The 22,904-nt window shown below is 53.5% G+C and carries 20 protein-coding genes; 9 read left to right on the forward strand and 11 right to left on the reverse strand.

Features of this window, described 5'->3' with window-relative positions; translation table 11 throughout:
* The first annotated feature begins 579 nt into the window (after positions 1 to 579).
* The 9 genes from IEX77_RS02230 to IEX77_RS02270 all read left to right on the forward strand — a co-directional run bounded on the left by IEX77_RS02230 (position 580) and on the right by IEX77_RS02270 (position 11,457).
* Positions 580 to 1,872, forward strand: coding sequence for an adenylosuccinate synthase (locus IEX77_RS02230; RefSeq protein ID WP_188807512.1), 1,293 nt, complete (start codon positions 580 to 582; stop codon positions 1,870 to 1,872).
* A gap of 10 nt (positions 1,873 to 1,882) precedes the next feature.
* Positions 1,883 to 3,190: a bifunctional folylpolyglutamate synthase/dihydrofolate synthase gene (locus IEX77_RS02235; protein WP_188807513.1), complete on the forward strand. Its 1,308-nt coding sequence runs from the start codon at positions 1,883 to 1,885 to the stop codon at positions 3,188 to 3,190.
* Between the two features lie 17 nt (positions 3,191 to 3,207).
* On the forward strand, positions 3,208 to 4,620 hold the full coding sequence (locus IEX77_RS02240) for an MFS transporter (protein ID WP_188807514.1): 1,413 nt from the start codon (positions 3,208 to 3,210) through the stop codon (positions 4,618 to 4,620).
* Between the two features lie 674 nt (positions 4,621 to 5,294).
* On the forward strand, positions 5,295 to 6,422 hold the full coding sequence (locus IEX77_RS02245) for a GNAT family N-acetyltransferase (protein WP_188807515.1): 1,128 nt from the start codon (positions 5,295 to 5,297) through the stop codon (positions 6,420 to 6,422).
* A gap of 5 nt (positions 6,423 to 6,427) precedes the next feature.
* Positions 6,428 to 6,778: an aspartate 1-decarboxylase gene (panD, locus tag IEX77_RS02250; RefSeq protein WP_009432887.1), complete on the forward strand. Its 351-nt coding sequence runs from the start codon at positions 6,428 to 6,430 to the stop codon at positions 6,776 to 6,778.
* Between the two features lie 2 nt (positions 6,779 to 6,780).
* Complete coding sequence (ffh, locus tag IEX77_RS02255) at positions 6,781 to 8,130, forward strand: signal recognition particle protein (RefSeq protein WP_060935798.1); 1,350 nt, start codon at positions 6,781 to 6,783, stop codon at positions 8,128 to 8,130.
* 152 nt (positions 8,131 to 8,282) lie between these two features.
* Positions 8,283 to 10,592 carry a GH92 family glycosyl hydrolase gene (locus tag IEX77_RS02260; RefSeq protein WP_188807516.1) on the forward strand — a complete coding sequence of 770 codons (2,310 nt, stop codon included), beginning with the start codon at positions 8,283 to 8,285 and terminating at the stop codon, positions 10,590 to 10,592.
* A 181-nt stretch (positions 10,593 to 10,773) separates the two neighbouring features.
* The gene (locus tag IEX77_RS02265) at positions 10,774 to 11,067 is read left to right on the forward strand and encodes an HU family DNA-binding protein (protein WP_009433000.1); all 294 of its coding nucleotides are present in this window, start codon (positions 10,774 to 10,776) and stop codon (positions 11,065 to 11,067) included.
* 96 nt (positions 11,068 to 11,163) lie between these two features.
* On the forward strand, positions 11,164 to 11,457 hold the full coding sequence (locus IEX77_RS02270) for a GNAT family N-acetyltransferase (protein ID WP_188807517.1): 294 nt from the start codon (positions 11,164 to 11,166) through the stop codon (positions 11,455 to 11,457).
* A gap of 490 nt (positions 11,458 to 11,947) precedes the next feature.
* Here IEX77_RS02270 and IEX77_RS02275 read toward each other — a convergent pair whose 3' ends face one another.
* The 11 genes from IEX77_RS02275 to IEX77_RS02325 form a co-directional block, all read right to left on the reverse strand.
* Positions 11,948 to 12,619: a YceI family protein gene (locus IEX77_RS02275; protein WP_229770774.1), complete on the reverse strand. Its 672-nt coding sequence runs from the start codon at positions 12,617 to 12,619 to the stop codon at positions 11,948 to 11,950.
* Between the two features lie 207 nt (positions 12,620 to 12,826).
* Positions 12,827 to 13,981 carry a sodium ion-translocating decarboxylase subunit beta gene (locus IEX77_RS02280; protein WP_188807519.1) on the reverse strand — a complete coding sequence of 385 codons (1,155 nt, stop codon included), beginning with the start codon at positions 13,979 to 13,981 and terminating at the stop codon, positions 12,827 to 12,829.
* Between the two features lie 4 nt (positions 13,982 to 13,985).
* Complete coding sequence (locus tag IEX77_RS02285; protein ID WP_009433045.1) at positions 13,986 to 14,471, reverse strand: acyl-CoA carboxylase biotin carboxyl carrier protein subunit; 486 nt, start codon at positions 14,469 to 14,471, stop codon at positions 13,986 to 13,988.
* Positions 14,472 to 14,501: 30 nt separating this feature from the next.
* Complete coding sequence (locus tag IEX77_RS02290) at positions 14,502 to 14,684, reverse strand: hypothetical protein (protein WP_009433217.1); 183 nt, start codon at positions 14,682 to 14,684, stop codon at positions 14,502 to 14,504.
* 22 nt (positions 14,685 to 14,706) lie between these two features.
* Entirely contained in the window at positions 14,707 to 15,204 is a 498-nt protein-coding gene (locus IEX77_RS02295; protein WP_229770775.1) for an OadG family protein, read from the reverse strand.
* A 43-nt stretch (positions 15,205 to 15,247) separates the two neighbouring features.
* Positions 15,248 to 16,801 (reverse strand): acyl-CoA carboxylase subunit beta, encoded by a 1,554-nt coding sequence (locus IEX77_RS02300; protein WP_188807520.1) that lies wholly within the window; start codon positions 16,799 to 16,801, stop codon positions 15,248 to 15,250.
* 126 nt (positions 16,802 to 16,927) lie between these two features.
* A complete protein-coding gene (gene mce / locus IEX77_RS02305; RefSeq protein WP_188807521.1) occupies positions 16,928 to 17,341 on the reverse strand; it encodes a methylmalonyl-CoA epimerase in 414 nt (137 codons plus the stop codon).
* Positions 17,342 to 17,940: 599 nt separating this feature from the next.
* Positions 17,941 to 20,040, reverse strand: a complete 2,100-nt coding sequence (locus tag IEX77_RS02310; protein ID WP_188807522.1) for a S9 family peptidase — start codon at positions 20,038 to 20,040, stop codon at positions 17,941 to 17,943.
* Between the two features lie 45 nt (positions 20,041 to 20,085).
* A complete protein-coding gene (locus IEX77_RS02315) occupies positions 20,086 to 20,748 on the reverse strand; it encodes a WbqC family protein (protein ID WP_188807523.1) in 663 nt (220 codons plus the stop codon).
* Positions 20,745 to 21,413 (reverse strand): signal peptidase I, encoded by a 669-nt coding sequence (lepB, locus tag IEX77_RS02320; protein ID WP_188807524.1) that lies wholly within the window; start codon positions 21,411 to 21,413, stop codon positions 20,745 to 20,747. The genes IEX77_RS02315 and lepB overlap by 4 nt, the downstream gene beginning before the upstream one ends.
* The gene (locus tag IEX77_RS02325) at positions 21,403 to 22,863 is read right to left on the reverse strand and encodes a S26 family signal peptidase (RefSeq protein ID WP_188807525.1); all 1,461 of its coding nucleotides are present in this window, start codon (positions 22,861 to 22,863) and stop codon (positions 21,403 to 21,405) included. The genes lepB and IEX77_RS02325 overlap by 11 nt, the downstream gene beginning before the upstream one ends.
* Between the last annotated feature and the right edge of the window lie 41 nt (positions 22,864 to 22,904).

Below are 22,904 nucleotides of genomic sequence, written 5' to 3' on the forward strand. Positions count from 1 at the left end.
GGCATTCTTCATCATCCATCACCAAGTAGTAGCGGGGTGTAGGGCATCAGGTCCTGCGCCCCGCTTTCGTATGCTGTGGAGTGCCTTTCTGTAGGAAGCCGTAGCAAACATATAGGGAGGAGAGAAGAAGGTATATACCTCACCATCGCGAGGAATATACCTTACTGCCGCGAGGAATATACCTTACTGCCGTGAGGAATATACCTTTCTATCGTAGGGTATATACCTTTTGCTCGAAAGGTATATACTATTCAGCCGAAGGGTATATACTATTTGCTCCAAGGATATATACTATTTGACCAAAGGGTATATACCTTTTCATTCCACCTCAATAAAGCCAAGGACGAGAGGTCGGGAAGCCACCGCAAGCCCCCCAGGAGATTTGCGTCGCCCATAGCGGACAATATTGTCTTAAAACGGGGGGAAAAGAGTATATTTGTACGTGAGCAAGCCAAGGATTTCGCCCTCGATGACGCGACAAGCTACCACTGAGATGCCGATCCGCTAAGCACCGCTCATACGCTGGGCATAGAGCCACAGCGCAAGCTGACAACAAACAATACAGCAAATACACATACAATGGAACAAGTCGATGTGCTCCTCGGGCTGCAGTGGGGCGATGAAGGCAAAGGGAAGATCGTCGATGTACTGACGCCCTCCTATGATATTATTGCACGCTTCCAAGGCGGTCCCAACGCGGGGCATACGCTGGAATTCGAAGGAGAAAAGTACATCCTTCGCTCCATCCCCTCAGGTATCTTCCAGGGCGACAAGATCAACGTCATCGGTAATGGTGTGGTCCTTGACCCCATCCTCTTTGCTGAAGAAGCTCGCGCACTCTCCCGCAGCGGGCACGATCTGCGTAAGCGCCTCGTCATATCTCGCAAGGCACACCTGATCCTCCCCACGCACCGTATGATCGATGCTGCGCAAGAGGCAGCCAAGGGCGGTGCCAAGATCGGGACGACAGGGAAGGGCATTGGCCCTACCTATACCGACAAGGTCAGCCGCACAGGGCTACGCGTCGGGGACATTCACTCCGACTTCCTCCGCAAGTACCAAGAGGCGAAGGATCGTCACCTGACCCTTCTCCGCGCTTATCAGTACCCCACGGAGGGGCTCGAAGCTCTCGAAGCTCAGTGGATGGATGCGATCAAGTACCTCGAAGAGTTCACCTTCATCGATAGCGAAGAGTATATCAACGATGCACTTCGCTCCTCGCGCCGCGTCTTAGCAGAGGGTGCACAGGGCTCACTCTTAGATATCGACTTCGGCTCCTATCCCTTCGTCACCTCGAGCAACACAGTCTGCGCAGGCTGCTGTACGGGTCTCGGCGTTGCTCCTCGACAGATCGGCGAGGTCTACGGGATCTTCAAAGCTTACTGCACCCGTGTCGGTGCGGGTCCCTTCCCTACGGAGCTCTTTGACGAAACGGGTGAGCAGCTCTGCTCGCTGGGTCATGAGTTCGGCTCTGTGACAGGTCGCCGCCGCCGCTGCGGTTGGCTCGACCTCGTAGCTCTGCGCTATACGGTGATGCTCAATGGTGTCACCCGCCTGATCATAATGAAGAGCGACGTCCTCGATAGCTTCGCCACGATCCGCGTCTGCACAGACTACGAGATCGATGGTAAGAAGACGCGCAACTTCCCCTATGAGCTTACCGACGCGGTACGCCCTGTCTACGCCGAGCTCAAGGGTTGGCAGTGCGACACGACCAAGCTCACCTCTGCAGCGGAGTTCCCTCAGGAGCTCAAGGACTACATAGCCTTCGTAGAGCGTGAGATCGGTGTACCCATCACGATCATCTCCGTTGGGCCAGATAGAGATCAGACGATTACCCTCCATCCTGAGCTCCTGCCCCAGATACACTGAATAGACTTCGATGACCTATCAAGAAGCTATTGAGTATCTCTATGCGGCTACGCCCGTCTTCCAGCAGGTAGGCACCACGGCATACAAGCCTGGCTTAGAGACAACACATACCCTGGACACACACTACGGCCATCCCCACCGCTGCTACCGCACGATACATGTCGGTGGCACGAATGGTAAGGGGTCGACCTCCCACACGATAGCAGCCGTCTTACAAGCCTCTGGCTATCGTGTGGGTCTCTTCACATCCCCCCACCTCTTAGACTTCCGTGAGCGCATCCGAGTGAATGGAGAGATGGTGAGCGAAGACTTCGTTTGTCGCTTCGTAGAGGAGGCTAAGCCCCTCATCGAAGAGCGCTCGCCCTCCTTCTTCGAGATCACGACGCTCATGGCTTTCGACTACTTCCGCCAAGCACAGGTAGACTTCGCTGTCATCGAGGTTGGGCTGGGAGGACGACTTGACTGCACCAACATCATCTCCCCCATTGTCTCCGTCATCACCAGTATCAGCAAGGATCATACCCAGCTACTCGGAGATACGCTCGAGGCAATAGCTCGGGAGAAGGCGGGCATCATCAAGCCTCATACGCCTGTCATCATCGGGCGAGGCGAATCCCCTAAAGTGCGCGAGGTCTTCGTGAAGAAAGCAGCCGAAGAGGAGGCTCCCATCATCTTCGCCGAAGAAGCCGTACACATCAAGGCACAGACGCCTGAGTTCCCAGGGCAGAGCTTTACGCTCAAGGGTGAAGAAGCTCTCCCCTACTACTTCGGCTTAGGTGGACTCGTACAGCGGGATAACTTCCGAGCGATCTATGCTACGATACAAGAGCTACGTAGTCAGGGAATCGCTATCTCCGAAGAAGCATTCCGCGACGGGCTCCGCAACGTGGTCTCGCTCACAGGGCTACGCGGACGCTGGGAAGTACTATCTCAGCACCCCACACTCATCTGCGACACGGCACACAACGAAGATGGCGTCCGCTATATCGTAGAGCAACTCCGTAGCCTACAGCGTCCTCTGCACATCATCTTCGGCATGGTCAATGACAAGGATATCCGCGGAGTACTACAACGTCTACCAAAAGAAGCACGTTATTACTTCACCGCAGCCTCCGTGCCACGTGCTCTAGCACCAGAGGACTTACAAGCTCTCGCTGAGCAGTATGGACTACAAGGCGCTACTTATCCGAACGTCCATGAGGCACTCATCGCTGCTCGCAAGGCGGCAAACCCAGATACAGATGTCCTCTTCGTCGGGGGGAGCAACTTCCTCATCTCCGACCTCTTGGCGGACCTCTCTACCACAGATATCAACTAACTAATAATTCTATCAATATGGAACAAGCAAAGCTGTCACTGCGTGACAAGCCATCCGCCCGCTGGGGTGCGCTGGCACTCCTCTCGCTGACGATGTTCTTCGCCTACATGTTCGTAGACGTACTCTCTCCAGTGAAAACACTCGTCGAGACCGAGCTCGGCTGGGACTCTACTATCTTCGGGCTCTATGGCGGGAGTGAATTCTTCCTCAACGTCTTCATTGGGTTCCTCATCCTCGCAGGTATCATCCTCGATAAGATGGGTGTACGCTTCACTGCGCTACTCTCGGGTAGCTTCATGGTCATTGGAGCCCTTATCAAGGTCTATGCCCTGAGTGCAACCTTCCGCAATGGAGGCCCTGGCTATGATGCTATCAATAGCTTCAGCAGCTCCATCCATGACATCACGGGGTGGAACCTTCCTCCCACGGCTCTCTGCGCCTGCCTCGGCTTCACACTCTTCGGCTGTGGTACTGAGATGGCCGGTGTAACGGTATCCCGTGCTATCGTCAAGTGGTTCAAAGGCAGATCAATGGCACTCGCTATGGGCATCGAGATGGCTGTAGCACGTCTTGGGGTAGCTGGTGCCTTGTGGATCTCTCCTTGGCTATCTAAGAAGTTCGAAACAGTACAGGCTCCCGTAATCTTCTGCGCCCTGCTCCTTTGCATAGGTCTGATGCTGTATATCGTCTACTTCTTCATGGATAAGGCACTTGATAAGGATATCGAAGGTGAAGAAGAGGAAGAAGCAGAAGAACCCTTCAAGTTCTCTGACCTTGGTAAGGTCTTTGGCACAGGCGTCTTCTGGATTGTCGCTATCCTGTGTGCTCTCTACTACTCAGCCATTTTCCCCTTCCAGAAGTTCGCCACTGAGATGCTACAATACAAGGTAGGCTTTGATAACGAATTCGCATCGCGTATCTTCAGTGTCTTCCCATTTGGAGCTGCGCTCGTGACACCTTTACTAGGCTACTATCTTGACCGCAAGGGTAAGGGTGCAACGATGCTCATCGTTGGTTCTATTCTTATGATTGTCTGCCACCTGACCTTTGCTCTCTATCCCTTCGTATATGATAGTCTCGGCAGTGGGATTGTGGCTATGACTGCAATCGTCGTCCTTGGGATATCCTTCTCACTCGTACCAGCGACACTATGGCCCGCAGTTCCTAAGCTTATCGACAACAAGGTACTGGGATCCGCTTACTCAGCTATCTTCTGGATTCAGAATATAGGTTTGATGACTGTGCCCATCATCGTAGGTAGTGTCCTTGACTCGTCTAATAAGGGTATACCCGAAGGTCAGCCCAAGGACTATACGCTTGCCATGCTTGTCTTCGCCAGCTTCGGTGTCATCGCTCTACTAATGAGCCTCCTCCTCAAGGCTATCGACAAGAAGAAGCAGTACGGTCTCGAGCTGCCCAATGTGAAGTAGTAATCGACTCCTTCATCCTAATGCATCGCGAGGTGCCGCTCCCTTGGCTGGGGCGGCACCTCGCAGCTTTTAGATACGTCTCTATATAAGGCTATGCTCCAATGATATATGGGAGAGCAATATGAACCAGTACTGGTCGCCACTCCGACCAGTACTGGTCACTAAATGTACCTATACTGATTCGTGAGCTGACCAGTACTGGTCAAATCGTCGACCAGTACTGGTTCATTTTCCATCCTCCTTTGGCTTTCTGCTTTTAGAGCAAGACAGGACAACCGCTCCAAGGTACTCACAGCTGGCAGTCAATACTACTTTACACCGAACAACCTCGAGTAAGTGGAGCGAAATGATCGAGGTGCAAGACTACAACAATAGTCATACCCTCTCAAAGCCGCAGTTCTTCCAAGTACGAACCAATAGTCGTTCACATCCCAAACAAGTAGTCGCTTGAGTACAATGCCATAGTGGTTCGAGCAGAGAGCAGTAGTCATTTACGAAGTGACCTTCCACGAAGCACTATGATAATGGGACGACATACAACAAGGACAGCATCATGAGAGAAGCTATAAGAAGCCTTATCTCCACGAAGCTCATTCCTCGGCATCTTAGCTTTTTACCGTATCTTTGTGCACATTGTGTAAGCCTCACCGAGGCACAAGAGACAACGATAATATATGGCAGTCGAAATAAGACAGATCACGGAGAAAGCCGACCTGAGGAAGTTCGTCAAGTTCAACCTCAAGCTCTACAAGGGCAATCCGTATCACGTACCTGGGCTCATTGAGGACGAACTCCTCACGCTGGACCCAGCACGCAACCCCGCCTTTAAGTTCTGTGAAGCCGCATACTTCCTCGCCTATCGCGATGGGCGTATCGTCGGGCGTATCGCAGGGATCATCAATCACCGCGCCAACGAGACGTGGAACCAAAACAACGTACGCTTCGGCTTCGTCGACTTCATCAATGACAATGAAGTCGTCGATGCACTCTTCAAGGCTGTTGCTGACTGGGGTAAGGCCCGCGGCAAGGATATGCTCCAGGGTCCCATGGGCTTCTCTGACCTTGACCACGAAGGGATGCTCATCGAGGGCTTTGACCAGCTCGGTACGATGGCTACGATCTACAACTATGCCTACTACCCCAAGCACATGCAGCGCATGGGCTTTGTCAAGGATCAGGACTGGCAGGAGTATAAGATCATGATCCCCGAGGAGATCCCCGAGAAGCACAAGCGTATCGCCGAGATCGTCCGCAAGAAGTATGGACTCAAGACACTGAAGTTCAAGAATCAGCAGGAGATCCTCCCCTATGCACACCGCATCTTCGACACGCTGAACCAAGCCTACTCAGTCCTCTATGGGGTCTCTGAGCTGTCACGTGAGCAGATCGACTACTACGTGCGTATGTACATCCCCATGCTGCGCTACGACTTTGTGACTGTCATCATCCGCGAGGAAGATGATAAGGTCATTGGCTTCGGCATCACACTGCCCAACCTTAGCCGTGCGCTACAGAAAGCCAAGGGAAGCCTCTTCCCCTTCGGATGGATCCACCTCCTGAAGGCGCTGAAGATGAAGAACCCCATCGTCGACCTCTACCTCGTCGGGGTCATCCCAGAGTATCAGAACAAGGGCGTCAATGCACTTCTCTTCGACGACCTCATCCCTGTCTTCCAGAAGAACGGCGTACGCTATGCCGAGAGCAATCCAGAGCTTGAGACCAACGCTGCTGTACAGATGCAGTGGAACTACTTCGAGCGTAAGCACCACAAGACCCGTCGTGCCTGGATCAAAGAAATATAAGAGATATGCTTGTTGAATTACTGAAGTCCAAGATTCACCGCGTTACAGTCACCGAAGCTAACCTCTCCTACATCGGGAGTATCACTATCGATACCGACCTCATCGAGGCCGCTAATATCCTCCCAGGAGAGAAGGTACAGATCGTCAATAATAACAATGGGGCTCGCCTCGAGACCTACGTCATCGCTGGAGAGCGAGGATCAGGTGTCATCTGCCTCAACGGAGCTGCAGCCCGTCTGGTGCAGCCTGGCGATACCGTGATCATCATGGCCTATGCTTGGATGACCTACGAAGAAGCACAGGGCTTCAAGCCCGCAGTTATCTTCCCCGATACCGCAACTAATAGACTCGTATAGATATGTTCGAAAACCTGAGTGAGCGCCTCGAGCGGTCGTTTAAGATCCTCAAGGGCGAAGGTAAGATCACCGAACTCAATGTAGCTGAGACGCTCAAGGATGTGCGCCGAGCACTCCTCGAAGCGGACGTCAACTATAACGTAGCTAAGAAATTCACCGAAGACGTCAAGGAGAAGGCCTTAGGTCAGGATGTCCTCACCGCAGTCCGCCCAGGCGAACTGATGGTGAAGATCGTCCACGATGAGCTGGCTAACCTTATGGGAGGTAAGGCTGCTGAGCTGAACCTCACGGGTATGCCCGCCATCATCCTCATGTCGGGTCTTCAGGGTTCAGGGAAGACGACCTTCTCCGGGAAGCTGGCTAACCTCCTCAAGACCAAGCAAGGCAAGAAACCTATGCTCGTAGCTGGTGACGTCTATCGCCCCGCTGCTATCGAGCAGCTTCGCGTGCTGGCTGGTCAGCTCGATGTCCCCGTATTCTTTGACCTCGACAGCAAGGATCCCGTGAGCATCGCTCGCCGTGGTGTGGCAGAAGCTATGGGACAGGGATGCGATGTCGTGATCATCGACACCGCTGGTCGTCTGGCTGTCGACGAAGAGATGATGCGCGAGATCGAAGAGATCAAGCGTGCTATCCGCCCCTCAGAGACACTCTTCGTCGTTGACTCGATGACGGGTCAGGATGCTGTGAATACGGCCAAGACCTTCAACGAGCGTCTTGACTTCGACGGCGTCGTCCTCACCAAGCTTGACGGGGACACCCGCGGTGGTGCCGCCCTCTCCATCCGTACCGTCGTCGACAAACCAATCAAGTTCGTCGGGATGGGCGAGAAGATGGATGCACTCGATGTCTTCCATCCCGATCGTATGGCTGACCGTATCCTCGGCATGGGTGATATCGTCTCACTTGTCGAGCGTGCCCAGCAGCTCTACGATGAGCGCGAAGCTAAGCGCCTCGAGGAGCGTATCGCTAAGGATCAGTTTGACTTCAATGACTTCCTCGCCCAGATCCAGCAGATCAAGAAGATGGGTAACATCAAGGATCTTGCTGCGATGATCCCTGGTGTCGGGAAGGCACTGAAGGATATCGATATCAAGGACGATGCTTTCAAGAGCATCGAAGCTATCATCTACTCGATGACGCCCGAGGAGCGAGCTAAGCCTCATATCCTCGATGGTCATCGCCGTAAGCGCATCGCTCTCGGGAGTGGGACGAGCGTACAGGATGTCAATAAGCTCCTCACGCAGTTCACCCAGACCCGCAAGATGATGAAGACTCTGCAGGGCTTCAAGGGCGGTAAGATGCCCAAGATGCCGAAGATGCCATTTATGGGTGGTGGTAAGCTCCGCTAATCCTGCCCCATACTCTGCCTCATAAAGAAGAGGCCTATATGAGATCATCCCTTGGATAATCATCATCCTCGCTTCACTACGACAGCGTCCATGATCCTTATCCAAGGGATGAACTCTTTCTCCCCTACCTCTCTACTTATTATACGTACGATATGAAGCTAACAAAGCTACCACTGGTCGCTGCTCTATCGCTCCTCGTGCTCTCGAGCAATGTATGGGCGCAGAGCACCAAGCGACTCATCGATGAAGTCAATCCTTTCATAGGGACCTCTAACTTCGGTACGACTAACCCTGGAGCCGTCGTACCCAATGGCTTGATGAGTATCACGCCATTCAATGTATCGGGCTCCCCTGAGCTGAATAAGTTCGATAAGGACAAGCGCTGGTGGAGTACACCCTACACCGCTGACAACAAGTTCTTCTCGGGCTTCAGCCATGTCAATCTGAGCGGTGTCGGCTGCCCTGAGCTGGGGAGTATCATCGTATCGGCTTCTGCTGGCGATCTCGATGTAGACTATACGCACTACGGCTCAGCAATGAGCGAAGAGAAGGCACACCCTGGCTACTACAGCGTACAGCTCGATAAGCACAAGATCAAGGCTGAGGTGACGGCTACTCAGCGTACAGCCGTCTCTGCCTTCACCTTTGAGCGCGGTGGTAAGAGCAATATCCTCGTAAACCTAGGTCTGGGTCTGACGAATGAGAGTGGTGCGACCGTGCGCTTCCTCAATGACTCGACCATCGTAGGGAGCAAGCTCATGGGTACCTTCTGCTATGCCCCCCAGGCAGTCTTTAATCAGTACTTCGCTATCCGCATCAGCCGTCGTGCACCAGCCTCGGGCTACTGGAAGAAGCAGCCTCCTATGGAAGGCGTAGAAGCTGAATGGGACAAGGATCAAGGCAAGTACAAGATCTATCCTACCTACCGCAAGGAAATCAGTGGTAATGATATCGGGGTATGGTTCTCCTACGACACTAAGCCTGGTGAGACAATCTACGTCCAGACGGGCGTATCCTTCGTCAGCGAAGAGAATGCCCTGCTGAACCTCACTACGGAGCAGCCTAAGCTGGACTTCGCTGCTGTTCGTCGCGCAGCAGAGGATAGCTGGGAGAAGGCACTGCGTGTCGTCGAGGTCGAAGGCGGTACGACGGACCAGCGTAAGATCTTCTACACGGCACTCTATCATCTCTTGATCCACCCCAACATCCTGCAGGACGTCAACGGTCAGTATCCTATGATGGGATCACTCCAGACGGCTACGACGAAGCACGACAGATATACCGTCTATTCGCTGTGGGATACCTACCGCAATGTCCATCCGCTCCTCTCGATCCTCTATCCACGCAAGCAGCTGGCTATGGTAGAGACGATGCTGGATATGTATAAGGAAGGTGGCTGGCTCCCCAAGTGGGAGCTCTACGGGCAGGAGACCTTCACCATGGAAGGAGATCCCTCGATCATCGTGATCAATGACACGTGGCAGCGTGGTATCCGTGACTTTGACACGAAGCTCGCTTACGAAGCCATGCTCAAGGGCGCTACGACGCCTGGTAAGGACAATAAGCTCCGTCCTGACTTCGATGACTACGCTTCACGAGGCTACGTCCCCTTAAGAGAGAAGTTCGACAACTCCGTCTCTCACGCGCTGGAGTACTACATCGCAGACTGGAATCTCAGCCAGTTCGCCAGTGCTATGGGCAAGAAGAAGGATGCACAGCTTTTCGCTCGCCGAGCTTCTGGCTACAAGCACTACTATGACAAGGAGACGGGGCTACTTCGTCCTATCCTCCCCGATGGGAAGTTCCTCACGCCCTTCCACCCCACCCTCGGTCGCGACTTCGAGCCTAACCCAGGCTTCCACGAAGGGAACTCTTGGAACTATAGCTTCTACGTCCCCCACGATATCCGTGGCCTTGCGAAGCTCATGGGAGGTGAACGCAAGTTCGTCGACAAGCTCCAGAGCGTCTTCGATAAGGAGAACTATGATCCAGCTAATGAGCCCGACATCGCTTATCCCTATCTCTTCACCTACTTCCCCAAGGAAGCATGGCGCACACAGCGTATCACGAGCAAGCTCCTCGGGCTGTATTATCGCAACGACCCCAGCGGTATCCCAGGCAATGATGATACGGGTGCGATGAGCGCATGGGCTATCTTCTCGATGCTTGGCTTCTATCCCGACTGCCCCGGATCGATGAGCTACGGGCTTACTACGCCTACTTTTGACAAGGTCACCATACACCTTGACACGAAGTACTACAAGAATCCTACGCTGGTCATCGAGACGCGTCCTGTAGACGAACATACCAACCGTCAGCGCATCTATTTTGACGAGTTCCAGATAGGTAACAAGCTCTATAAGAACACCTACCGCATCAATCACGACGAACTGATGAATGCTGGCAAGATCACCTTCTTCACGAAGCTTGTAGGGGGTACGCCAGAGATTACGGTGGATTAATCAGAGTGAGGGTATCAATTTTTTTTGCAGGAAAGGCCGTAGAGCCTTTGTATAAGCAAAAAAATCTGTACATTTGGAACAGAATCAAGAGGGAGTTACGGCACACAATCCCACCAGGATACCTCCAGAAGCTCCCCCTCCTCAATGCAATTAACTTTGTACAACCCATACAACAGAACTTATGAACAAGACAGAATTTATCGCACGTGTGGCTGAAGTAGCTGAGCTGACCAAGGTAGATGCTCGCAAGGCCGTTGAAGCTTTCGCTTCTATTGTAGCTGCAGAACTCAAGAAGGGTGAGAAGATCACGCTTCTCGGCTTCGGTACCTTCTCTGTAAATGAAAAGCCTGCTCGTCAGGGTATCAATCCTCAGACGAAGAAGAAGATCCAGATCCCTGCTCGCAAGGCTGTGAAGTTCAAGGCTGGTGCAGCTCTCGACCTCAACGTAGCTCCTGCTAAGAAGGGCAAGAAGTAAGCAGCACGACACGTGTTTCACTAATGGCGTAAGGTCACTTCATCTATTTGATGGAGTGGCCTTGCTCTTTTCATCCCCCACCCACACAGATATCCGATGATCCAGCTTACTACAAGCGGCGAAGAGAGCCGCCTCACACTCCACGAAGGCAGCGAAGAGCTTGGCCACATTTCCTTTCGTGTGCTTCCCGAGACGTCCATTGCTGTAGCCGAACACACGCGTGTTTCGCCCGAGCATCAAGGCAAAGGCATCGCCGCAAAATTAGCCGCAAGCTTCTTCGAGCACTGCCAAAAGGAAGGCCTTCTTGTTCGTCCCGTCTGTTCCTACATAGTGGCTTATATGGAGCGCCATCCGGAGCTCGAGTCGCTTCGTGCTCCAGAGGAAGCATAGCCTTCAAGTACAAGCGACAAGAAGTACCTCTACTTCTCAGCAGAAGTTATATTACTTCTAACTGAATGTTATATTACTTTTCGTCAGAAGTAATATAACATCTGAACAAAGGGTATATACCCTTCTGGCGAATAGTATATACCCTTTGAGCAAAAGGTATATACCCTACGACCGAAAGGTATATTCCTCACGACCGAAAGGTATATTCCTCACGACCAAAAGGTATATTCCTCACGACCGAAAGGTATATTCCTCACGACCGAAAGGTATATTCCTCGTGACCGAAAGGTATATTCCTCACGACCGAAAGGTATATTCCTCGCGACCGAAAGGTATATTCCTTCTTACGGCAAGCTATTGAGCTTCGTCTGTGCGCTACGGAAGGTCGCCTTCAACAGCAGCCGATACGCCCCCCAAAAACGAGTCCCAGCTCTGCGGTAAATACTACCGCAGGGCTGGGACTTATTCCGTCGAAGAGACGGGAGAATGCTTACTTCGTGCGAAGGAGGAAGCTCAGCTCGATATCATCGTTGATGAAGTTGTCGCCGAGACCAGTGAAGAAACTCTTCGAGCCGTACTTGACATTCCAGTCAGCACGATTGATGTTGAAGGGCTTGCTCGCGATGGCGTAGGTGCCGTGCTCCTGATCATAGACGACGGAGGCGACGGGGATGGTGATGTTCTTAGTGACATCCTTCAGCGTGAGATTCCCCTTGAGCTCCGTGAGGTCCGTGATGCGGACGCCTTCGGCGGGGATATTCGTCAGCTCAAACTTTACTTCGGGGTACTTAGCAGAATCGAAGAAGTCTTCGCTCAGAAGGTGAGCCTTGAGCTTATCACCGCCTTCCTCGGGCTTGAGATCCTCTACAGTGAGGCTGTCAAGGCGAAGAGCGACGTAGCCACCACGAAGGATACCTTCGCGAAGATCAAGCTGCCCCGAGCTAACAGGAAGCTTGCCGTAGTGCGAACCCGTTGGCTTGAAGCCCTTCCACTGAACTTCAGAGGTGGCGAAATCAATCTGTACACCCTGTGCGCTATCAATAGCAGAGGCAGCCACAGAGTCAGAAGCCGCTACACTGCTCTGCCCATTCGAGCCCGAGCAGGAGGCAATAAAGGAGCCCGCAGCGAGAAGTCCCGCCAGAGCCCAAGTCATTTTCTTCATATATAATCGGATCAATAATTAGGGATTGTTATCAAGAAAACCACGAAGTAATAAAAAATGTTCACGACGCCTATTTGGAAAGCTCTGCGAAGTCAAGGCAGCTCCCAAGCGAAGAGCCTTCACATAAAAGAGCTTCGCGCCCCACATCCCCCAAGGGAGATCTGGAGCGCGAAGGCCTATAGCAGTGTGTAGTGTGTCGGTGATCCCTTAGCCAAGGAAGCTCAGGAGGATACCAGCTGCGACAGCTGACCCAATAACCCCGGCGACGTTAGGCCCCATGGCGTGCATGAGGAGGTAGTTCGTGGGGTCGTATTCCAGACCAAGCGTCTGAGAGATACGTGCAGAGTCAGGCACAGCAGAGACACCAGCATTCCCGATGAGAGGATTGATCTTGTTCTCCTTCTTGAGGAAGAGGTTGAAGAACTTGACGAAGAGGATCCCGCTCACCGTAGCTACGACGAAGGAGAATGCCCCGAGTCCGAAGATCAATATTGAGTTACCCGTGAGGAATTCCGTAGCCTGGGTCGAAGCACCTACCGTGACACCGAGGAGGATCGTGATCGTATCGATCAGCGGCCCCTTAGCTGTGTCAGCAAGACGCTTCGTGACACCACTCTCGCGAAGGAGATTACCAAAGAAGAGCATCCCTAAGAGAGGCAGTGCGGGCGGTACGAGCATCGTCGTCAAGAGAAGCCCTGCGATAGGGAAGATGATCTTCTCCGTCTGAGAGACCTGACGAGGGCGCTTCATGCGCATTACACGCTCCTTCTTCGTCGTCAGAAGACGCATGAAGGGAGGCTGGATCACGGGCACCAGAGCCATGTAGGAGTAAGCCGACACGGCGATAGCACCGAGGAGATGAGGAGCCAAGCGGTTCGAGAGGAAGATAGCTGTCGGGCCATCTGCTCCACCGATGATACCAATAGCCCCTGCTTCAGTTGGCGTAAAGCCCAGCTGTAGAGCTGTCATGTAAGCTGCAAAGATACCGAACTGTGCAGCCGCTCCGACGAGCATGAGCTTGGGGTTAGAGATAAGAGCCGTGAAGTCTGTCATCGCACCGATCCCGAGGAAGATCAAGGGCGGATACCACCCTTGACGCACCCCTTGGTATAGGATGTTCAGTACAGAGCCTTGTTCATAGATACCGACCTGCAGCCCGTTGAGCATAGGTATGTTCCCGATGAGCATACCGAAGCCAATAGGGATGAGCAGCATTGGCTCAAACTCATATCTGATAGCTAAGAAGATGAAGAGCAGACCGACCAGGATCATGATCAGGTGCCCAGGAGTGGCATTAGCTACCCCCGTGAAGGAGTAGAAGGTCTCCAGATTCTCAGCTAAGAAGCCCCAGAAGGAGGACATAAGACTATCCGATGATTACGATATCAGAGCCTTCGAGGATGTTATCCCCCTTAGAGACCTTGATGGCAGTGATGACACCATCGCACTCAGCGTTGATGTTGTTCTCCATCTTCATAGCCTCGAGGATAGCCACCGTCTGACCAGCCTTTACCTGATCGCCTACAGCGACCTTGATGTCGAGGATGACACCGGGCAGAGGAGACTGGACAGCCGTACCCTTACCTGCGGGAGCTGCGGGTTCGGCAGCAGGAGCAGCGGGTGCGATAGGCTGAGGAGCGGGTGCAGGAGCGGCGGGGGCTGCAGCAGGAGCAGGTGCGGGAGCCGCAGCAGGCTTAGCTGCTGGACGTGGAGCAGGTGCGGTGTAGCCTTCGGTGAGGATATCTACCTGGTAGGAGACACCATTTACTTCTACGGCAGCCTTGTCGCCTTCGAGATCGATGATAGCGACACTGTACTCGTTGCCATTGATCTTATACTTGTACTCTTTCATTGTGGATAGGGAGTTGAATGTGATTGCTTATTATAGTTGCGTGAGGATAGGAAGCTGGCGCATCGTCAGAGCCTTAGAGGCCCAGGGAGATGGAGCCGTACGCTTGTAGGTGAGCACCAGAGACTCTTGGTCGTGGAGGTGCTTACCCAGCTCTTCGTGCAGCGCATACGAGATGGCGACGAAGACTTCCTTGAGATTGGGTTCCTGCGACATATTTCTTGTGAGGATAGCTTGTTTATCGTTTGAGGGCCGGAGTCTGTCGGACATGCGCGTTCCACATCGTGGGACGGTGGCGTATCGTCAGGACGTAGCTTTCGTGATCGTGCTGCGTCTCGAGCTCAGAGCGAAGAGCCATCGCGATAACGGCGGCAACTTCATCAGGCTTCCCCACGGCACTCTGGAGAGCCAGTGAGATGGCTACCAGAGCTTCAGCGGAGGGCTTACCTGTAGAGCTCGCTGCGGGCGCCTTCTGAGTAGCGGGCTTCTCGACCTTCGGAGCATTTCTCCTCTGGAAGAATATCCCGATGCATCGGAAGATGAGCACCAGCATCAGCAGCGCGAGGAAGACGACGAGCACAGCCGTGAAGGTCATAATACCTCCAGCAGGGTCGCGCTCGGCGAGTCTTTGGACTTTCTCGGAGAGCTGAGGATGGTCTTGAGCCCATGCCACCATCGGTGCTGCCGCAAGCGACAGCCCGAGGGTTAGCTGGTATAGTTTGCGAGCGAGATTCATAGCGTGTAGCTTGATGGACTATGAATGGCCAAGACAAGCCTGCTTAGAGAGGCAGGTTGTCGTGCTTCTTCGCAGGATTGATCTGCTTCTTGGTGCGGAGCTGCTCAAGAGCGCGGATGATACGGAAGCGCGTGTTGCGAGGCTCGATGACGTCATCCATATAGCCATAAGAAGCGGCGTTGTATGGGTTGGCGAAGGCCTTGCGGTATTCTTCTTCCTTCTCAGCAGCAGCCTGTGCAGGATCTTCTGCTGCAGCGACCTCCTTAGCGAAGATAACTTCGACAGCACCCGTGGGACCCATAACAGCGATTTCTGCTGAAGGCCATGCGAGGTTGATGTCGGAGCGCAGATGCTTAGAGCTCATCACGATGTAAGCACCACCATAAGCCTTACGCAGCGTGACGGTGATCTTGGGCACCGTAGCTTCACCGAAGGCGTAGAGGAGCTTAGCACCATGGACGATAACCCCGTTGTATTCCTGCCCTGTACCTGGGAGGAAGCCTGGGACGTCTACGAGGGTGACGAGAGGGATGTTGAAGGCGTCACAGAAGCGGACGAAGCGAGCAGCCTTACGAGAAGCATTGCTGTCGAGGGCACCTGCCATGACCATAGGCTGGTTAGCGACGATACCGACGCTCTGACCATTGAAGCGAGCGAAGCCGATGATGATGTTCTTAGCCCAGTCACGGTGTACTTCGAGGAACTCACCATTGTCGACGATCGTACCGATGACATCGTACATGTTGTAGCCCTTGTTAGGCTGGTCAGGGATGATCGTGTTGAGGACATCGTCGACACGGTCTACTACGTCCGTAGGCTCTACGCAAGGAGCATCCTCCATGTTGTTCTGGGGGATGAAGGAGAGCAGGTGACGGATCAGGCGGATACCTTCCTCTTCATTGTCTACAGCGAAGTGAGCGACACCACTCTTGGAGGCGTGTACGCTGGCACCACCGAGCTGCTCCTGGGTAACGTCTTCACCCGTGACGGTCTTGACGACCTTGGGGCCCGTGAGGAACATGTAGCTCGTACCCTTGCTCATGATGTTGAAGTCAGTAAGAGCAGGTGAGTAAACGGCACCACCGGCGCAAGGACCGAAGATAGCAGAGATCTGGGGGATCACACCCGAAGCCAGGATGTTGTTCTGGAAGATGTCACCATAGCCGCTGAGAGCATTGATACCTTCCTGAATACGGGCACCACCCGAGTCGTTAAGGCCGATGACAGGAGCACCCATCTTCATAGCGAGCTCCATGACCTTACAGATCTTCGAAGCCAGCATTTCGGAGAGTGCACCACCGAAGACGGTGAAGTCCTGTGCAAAGACATAGACCAGACGACCGTCGATCGTACCGGCCCCGGTGACGACACCGTCACCGAGGAACTTCGTCTTGTCGATACCGAAGTTCGTCGAGCGGTGCAGGACGAAGGTGTCGATTTCGTCGAAGCTACCTTCGTCGAGGAGGAGGGCGATACGCTCGCGAGCGGTGAACTTACCCTTCTGGTGCTGGCTGTCGATACGCTTCTGACCGCCACCGATGTGGGCCTTAGCGCGGAGCTCAATAAGCTCCTTGATTTTCTCTAATTGGACACTCATATTGATTGCTGTTAGTAGATACTGTCGTTATTTAGGATAGAGAGATTATTAGAATGGGATAATAGAGGAGATCACGTAAGCGGGACTTCCGCTCTGGACTCTTCTATTATCCCATTCTTCGGTCAATTACTCGACGTCTCTGTGGTCACACAGCTCGGTGAGGACACCGATCGTGCTCTTGGGGTGGAGGAAGCCGATGTTCAGACCTTCAGCCCCCTTACGAGACTGCTTGTCGATCAGCTGGACACCCTTATCAGCGAGCTCTTGCAGCGCTTCGTCAGCGTTAGGCACAGCGAAAGCGATGTGGTGGATACCTTCCCCACGCTTCTCGATGAACTTTGCGATGGTGCTTTCGGGAGAGGTAGCTTCGAGCAGTTCGATCTTCGTCTGACCGACCTTGAAGAAGGCCGTCTTAACCTTCTGGTCTGCTACTTCTTCGATGTTGTAGCACTTCAGACCGAGGATGCCTTCATAATAAGGCAGTGATGCTTCGATACTCTTTACGGCGATGCCAAGATGCTCGATGTGTGAGAGGTTCATAGCTTTTCTATCTTGCTTTGAGTTGATATGATTAGGGCAGGAGGACGGTCCTCTACCCCGTAACTTCTGTACTGCAAATGTAACAATAATCGCCTTCATTCCCTAACTCTACGGCAACCTCTTAAATATTCGCAGATTAGGCCCATTAAATAAGGCGGATCATCCCCCTACAAGCCCCTCCTTTAGTCCCAGATCAGCCCTCCCGAATCCCATCAAACCACCAAGCATCAAGGAACTCTTGCGACGCACTATCAATCAACGGATTAGTCACCCTATCAAACGAAGTAGTACTGGTCACTCATCTGACCAGTACTGCTCCACTCGGCGACCAGTACTAGTCACTATATGCTACCAGTACTGGTTCGCTTAGTGACCAGTACTGGTCGATATTACCCCTTCTCAAGAGTCTGACACATAGATCTTCTGAGTGGGGAGCTAAAAGCACCCAGCAGTGAGCCGTAAGAGCATCCGATTAGGAACGCACATTACGACCCACTGCTGGGAACACTGTGAGGGAGGGAGGGAGGCGAGGATAACTATATTGTACATCCCCCACCCTATATACATATTACGGTATAGCTCTATCCGAAGATGAAGGATTACTTCATACCGAGCGTCAGTAAGAGGAAGGCGTACTCAAAGGCGGTATCTCGGATACCATCATAACGCCCCGTAGCTCCACCATGGCCCGAATCCATATTCATCTTCAAGAGAAGGAGATGGTCATCCGTCTTGAGACAGCGGAGCTTTGCTACATACTTCGTGGGCTCGTGGAAAAGCACCTGAGAGTCATTGAGTCCTCCTGTGACCAAGAGATGCGGATAGCTCTGTGCCGAGATGTTGTCATAGGGCGAATAGCTGAGTATGTAGTCGAAGTACTCAGGGTCATTGGGATTCCCCCACTCCTCGTACTCGCCCGTAGTGAGCGGGAGGGACTCATCAAGCATCGTCGTCGCGACATCAACGAATGGCACAGCTGCGATCATCGCATGGAAGAGATCGGGACGACTATTTGCCACTGCACCTATCAGCAGACCTCCAGCACTCCCCCCTTCGGCCATCAAGCGCTCAGCAGAGGTATAGCCCTCAGCGATGAGGGTCTCTGCACAAGCGATGAAGTCGGTGAAGGTATTCTTCTTCTTGAGGAACTTCCCATCTTCATACCACTGCTCCCCGAGGTCACTTCCCCCACGCACTTGAGCCTGTGCGTAGATGAAACCGCGGTCAACAAGGCTCAAGACCGAGACGCTGAAGTGTGCATCGAGCGTCACTCCATAGCTCCCATAGCCATAGAGCAAGGCGGGGGCCGAGCCATCACGCTGCAGTCCCTTGCGATAGAGCAGCGTCATCGGTACACGCACACCATCTGGAGCTGTAGCCCAAAGACGCTCTACGGTATAGTCCTCGGGGCTAAAGCCTCCACCGACCTCCTGCTGCTTGAGGAGGCGACTCTCCCGCTGCTCCATATCATATTCGTAGAGCGAAGCGGGGCGATTTGGGGATGAGTAGCTATAGCGTATCGTCGTAGCTTCGTAGGTGGAATTCCCCTTGAGGCTGATGGTATAGACAGGTTCGGGGAAGTGAATCGATCCGCACGGCTCCCCTTCAATAGAGAGGATACGAATCTGAGTGAGACCATCTTGACGCTCCTCCAGTGCGATATGGGAGGCATAGACACCGATACTATCGAGGCGTACCTCCGTGCGGTGAGGGACGAAGAGCTTCCAAGCGCTACGGTCCCGCACCTTATCCTTATCGGTGATGTAGACCATACCATTGAGAGAAGCCTTATCCTTGTAGTAGATGAAGAACTTCTCACGGTGACTGAGTATGGAGTAGCGCACATCTTGCTCACGAGGAAGAAAGAGCTTCGGCTCACGATCCGATCCGTCCGAGGTGAGGTAGTATTCCTCGGTCGTCGTACTGCTCCCTGCCGTCAGGAAGATGTACTCGCGGGTCTTCGTCTCACTCACACTGCAGGAGAAGCGGACGTCCTGCTCTTCGTAGATGAGCGTAGGCTCGGCATCCGTAAGGCGCTGGGCAAAAGCCTTCGTCGAGCGAAGGGTCTCATCAATCAAGGTATAGTAGATCGTCTCGCTGTCCTCCGCCCAAGCCAGTGACGAAACTCCCGAGAGCGTGAAGGCAAGGTCTTCGCCACGCTCGAGGTCGCGTATATGGAGGTCAAACTCCGCATACGATCCCGTCGTATTAGCAAAGTAGGCAGCAAGCTTATTATCGGGACTCACCGCATAGCCCGCGAAGATGTATGCATCATGTCCTTCGGCAAGGGCATTGACATCGAAGAGTAGTTCCCCACCCTCGATCGCCGTAGGGCACTGCCCATAGCACTCTACAAAGTCAGCCTCAGAGACGCGGTAATATGAAGGGTATTGCTTCCCCTTCTCAGTGCGAGCATAGTAATAGTAGCCGCGGCGCAGCGTCGGATAACTCTGATCATCCTCCTTGATTCGCCCTACGATCTCCTTAAATATCTGCTCCTCTATCTCACACATTGAGGCCATGACCTCTGTGGTATAGGCGTTCTCTGCACGGAGGTACTCAAGCACACGCGGATCTTCTTTATCCCGCATGTAGTAGAAGGGATCAATACGTTCGCGCCCCAAATGAGTCAAGCATTCGTTTTGGACTTCAGCACGTGGAGGGGTAAGTGTAGGCAAGGATGATTGAGTAAAATCCATCTGTTGGATAGCAATAAGTGATAGGAAATTGGGTAAATAAAAGAGCTAAGCCTGCAGGCTATCCCGCAGGACGAGTAGGGCTTCGGGCCCCATCTCAAAGAGAAGATCGAGGATACTCAGATCTTCTACAAAGCCCATGCGCTCCAGATGAAGCTGATAATATGGGCGTAGCTGAACTCCAGGCAATGGAGCAGCCTGCTTCGGACTCAGCGCATAGCGAAGGTCGCAGCACTCGGACGTAGCCTCAGCCGACTGAGGGGGCAGGAAGTCCATAGTCGTACACCAGTCGAGGTCAAGCTGTAGCTGAGCGAGGAGCGTCTGCAGTAGCTCCGCGTTGAAGTCCCACAGATAAGTATAGCGCCGCTCATAGAAGGGCATCAGCTCATCTGCATAGAATTCGAAGAAAGGACTTGCCCCATAAGCCGTGCGCAGTGCCTGCGCATGCAGGTGCCGCCACTCCCCATGATCCGAGATACGCACCTCGCGTATCGGAGTCTTCGTCCCAGCGGGAAGCTCGACTGGTATCGTGAGGGACTGCACGCCATTCGGACCAAGGATACGGCAGCGATTACGATAGCTCTGCTTGATGTAGTGCTCGCACCCCTCGAGTGCAATAGTGCCAGCTACATACTCATAGAGCTTCACAAAATAGCTGACAGGTGGCGCGTAGGCCGTAGCGAGGAGTAGCGTAGGTAGGCTCTCCATCATAGAGCAAAGAGGATAACGCCCTCGATAGCATCCGCAGGGAGGATACCCAGATGGCGGGAGTCAGGTGCTACGCTCGTATCATCGGTGAGTACCCAGTAGTAATCCCGACGGAAGGTGTGATAAGGGTTGGAGGCGAGGGCAGTGAGCCAATCCTTAGGAGCCAGTCTGTGCAGAGCAACCTCGCCACGCGCAGCAGCAAAGAGTCGCTGCTCCTCGATGAGGGCGGCACGATAGGCAACAAGATTGGTGGAGGTCAGGGGGTAGACGCCGCCCTCACGGGGTAAGCGTAGTGCATACTGCTCCCGAGCATCTCGTGGATGCCGGTAGTCAGACACCGCAACACCATTCACAAAGAGCTGACCAGAGCGCACCTCAAGGCTATCTCCAGGCAGGGCGACCACACGGGCCACCATCAGACTCTGAGCTGAGGTAGAGGTGCCCGCTCTCTCTATGTGAAAGAGGATGAGTGAGCCTCGATCGGGGCTCTGCGTACGACGAGCCAATGCCCATGCTCCAAGGCGCAAGGCAGGGGCTTGGGCGGTCGTCATCACACGATAAGGGGTAAAGAAGAAGATACGGAGCACTACCACTAGGGCGATAAGCCCCAGCGGTAGTGCTCCGTAGCGTACGAAGGATGAGCTGACGATCTGATCCTTACTTATCATGAATCAGACGCATCATCCGTGACCAGCGGATACCACCATTCGTCAGCGGGCGCTCGCTATTGATCGAGAGCCAGAGGAAGGCAGGCTTACCTACGATATGGTCTTCGGGAACGAAGCCCCAGTAGCGGCTGTCGGCCGACATATCGCGATTGTCTCCGAGCATAAAGTAGTAGTCCTGCTGGAAGGTGTAGGTCGTACTGGGCTTCCCGTCAATGAGTACCGTCCCGTCAGGCTGCACCTCGAGGCGGTGCCCTTCGTAGTTGCGGATACAGCGATGGTAGAGTGCCACAGCCGTAGCGTTAAGGACGATCTTCAGCCCACGGCGTGGAATGAGGAGCGGCCCATAGTTGTCCTTCGTCCAAGGCGTCTTGAAGTCCACAGGATATACACCCGTCGAGTTCTGAGGCTGGGCTATGTCGACAGCGATAGCACGGACATAAGGCTCAGCCTTGAGACGAGTCTTCATCTCCTCCGTCAGGGGGAGGTAGTAGATAGCGCCATAGTGCCCCTCCGCATCGGTGGGCTGGAAGGAAAGCCCCGCATAGCGCAGGTAGCCGTCAATAGTCCCCGTCTCAGAGGAAGGCTGATAGGTACGCTGGTCGTAGATCAGCTGCACATCACGGTCGTTGATCTCGAGATCATCTAAGATCTCCTGAGGCAGAGCTCTACCATCCGTCTGGAGGAAGTAGTTGTACTGCATCTTCTCGGGGTTAGCAATAGCCTTACCATCGATATAGACCTGCTTATTACGGATCTCGAAGCGCTCTCCAGGGAGACCGATACAGCGCTTGACATAGTGGTCACGACGATCCACGGGGCGATAGACGATCTCACCGAACTGAGCTCGATCACTCCACACGGCATCACGACCATAAGTAGCACACAGCGTGTAGTAGTCGGGGTTCGGCATATTAAGTGCCACCGTATCCCCTGCGGGGAAGTTGAAGACGACGAGATCATTACGCTCGACCTTCCCGAAGCCCTTGAGGCGGCGATAAGGGAGCGAAGGCTCATCGAGGTAGGACTTATGCCCGAGAATGGTATTGTGCGCTAAGGGGAAGGCCACGGGGGTCATCGGCACACGAGGGCCATAGCTCAGCTTATTGACGAAGAGATAATCACCGATGAGAAGCGTCTTCTCCAGCGAGGAGGAGGGGATGGCAAAGTTCTGGAAGAAGTAGGTGAAGATAATCGACACGGTGAAGACCACGAAGATGATATCCTCGACCAGACCGCCAAGGAGGCGCACGGTGGGGTTGGGGTGCTCACGCAGATAACGCCAGTTGATCCATCGCGTAAAGTAGAAGTCGATGAGGAGGGGCAGGAGAATCAGCCACCACCAGCTTGCCCAGCAAGCAAAGGCGATAAGAAGAAGAATCAGAATCCCGCCCTTGATATGGCGCCATGCGCGCTGTCCCGGAGTAAGGCCTGCTATCGGATGCGATTTCATTCGGTGCTCTATATATAATTATGGTGTATATGCATCGGGAG

Origin of the sequence: Porphyromonas pasteri (genome assembly GCF_014647755.1) — a bacterium.
In the GTDB taxonomy this organism is placed as follows: domain Bacteria; phylum Bacteroidota; class Bacteroidia; order Bacteroidales; family Porphyromonadaceae; genus Porphyromonas; species Porphyromonas pasteri.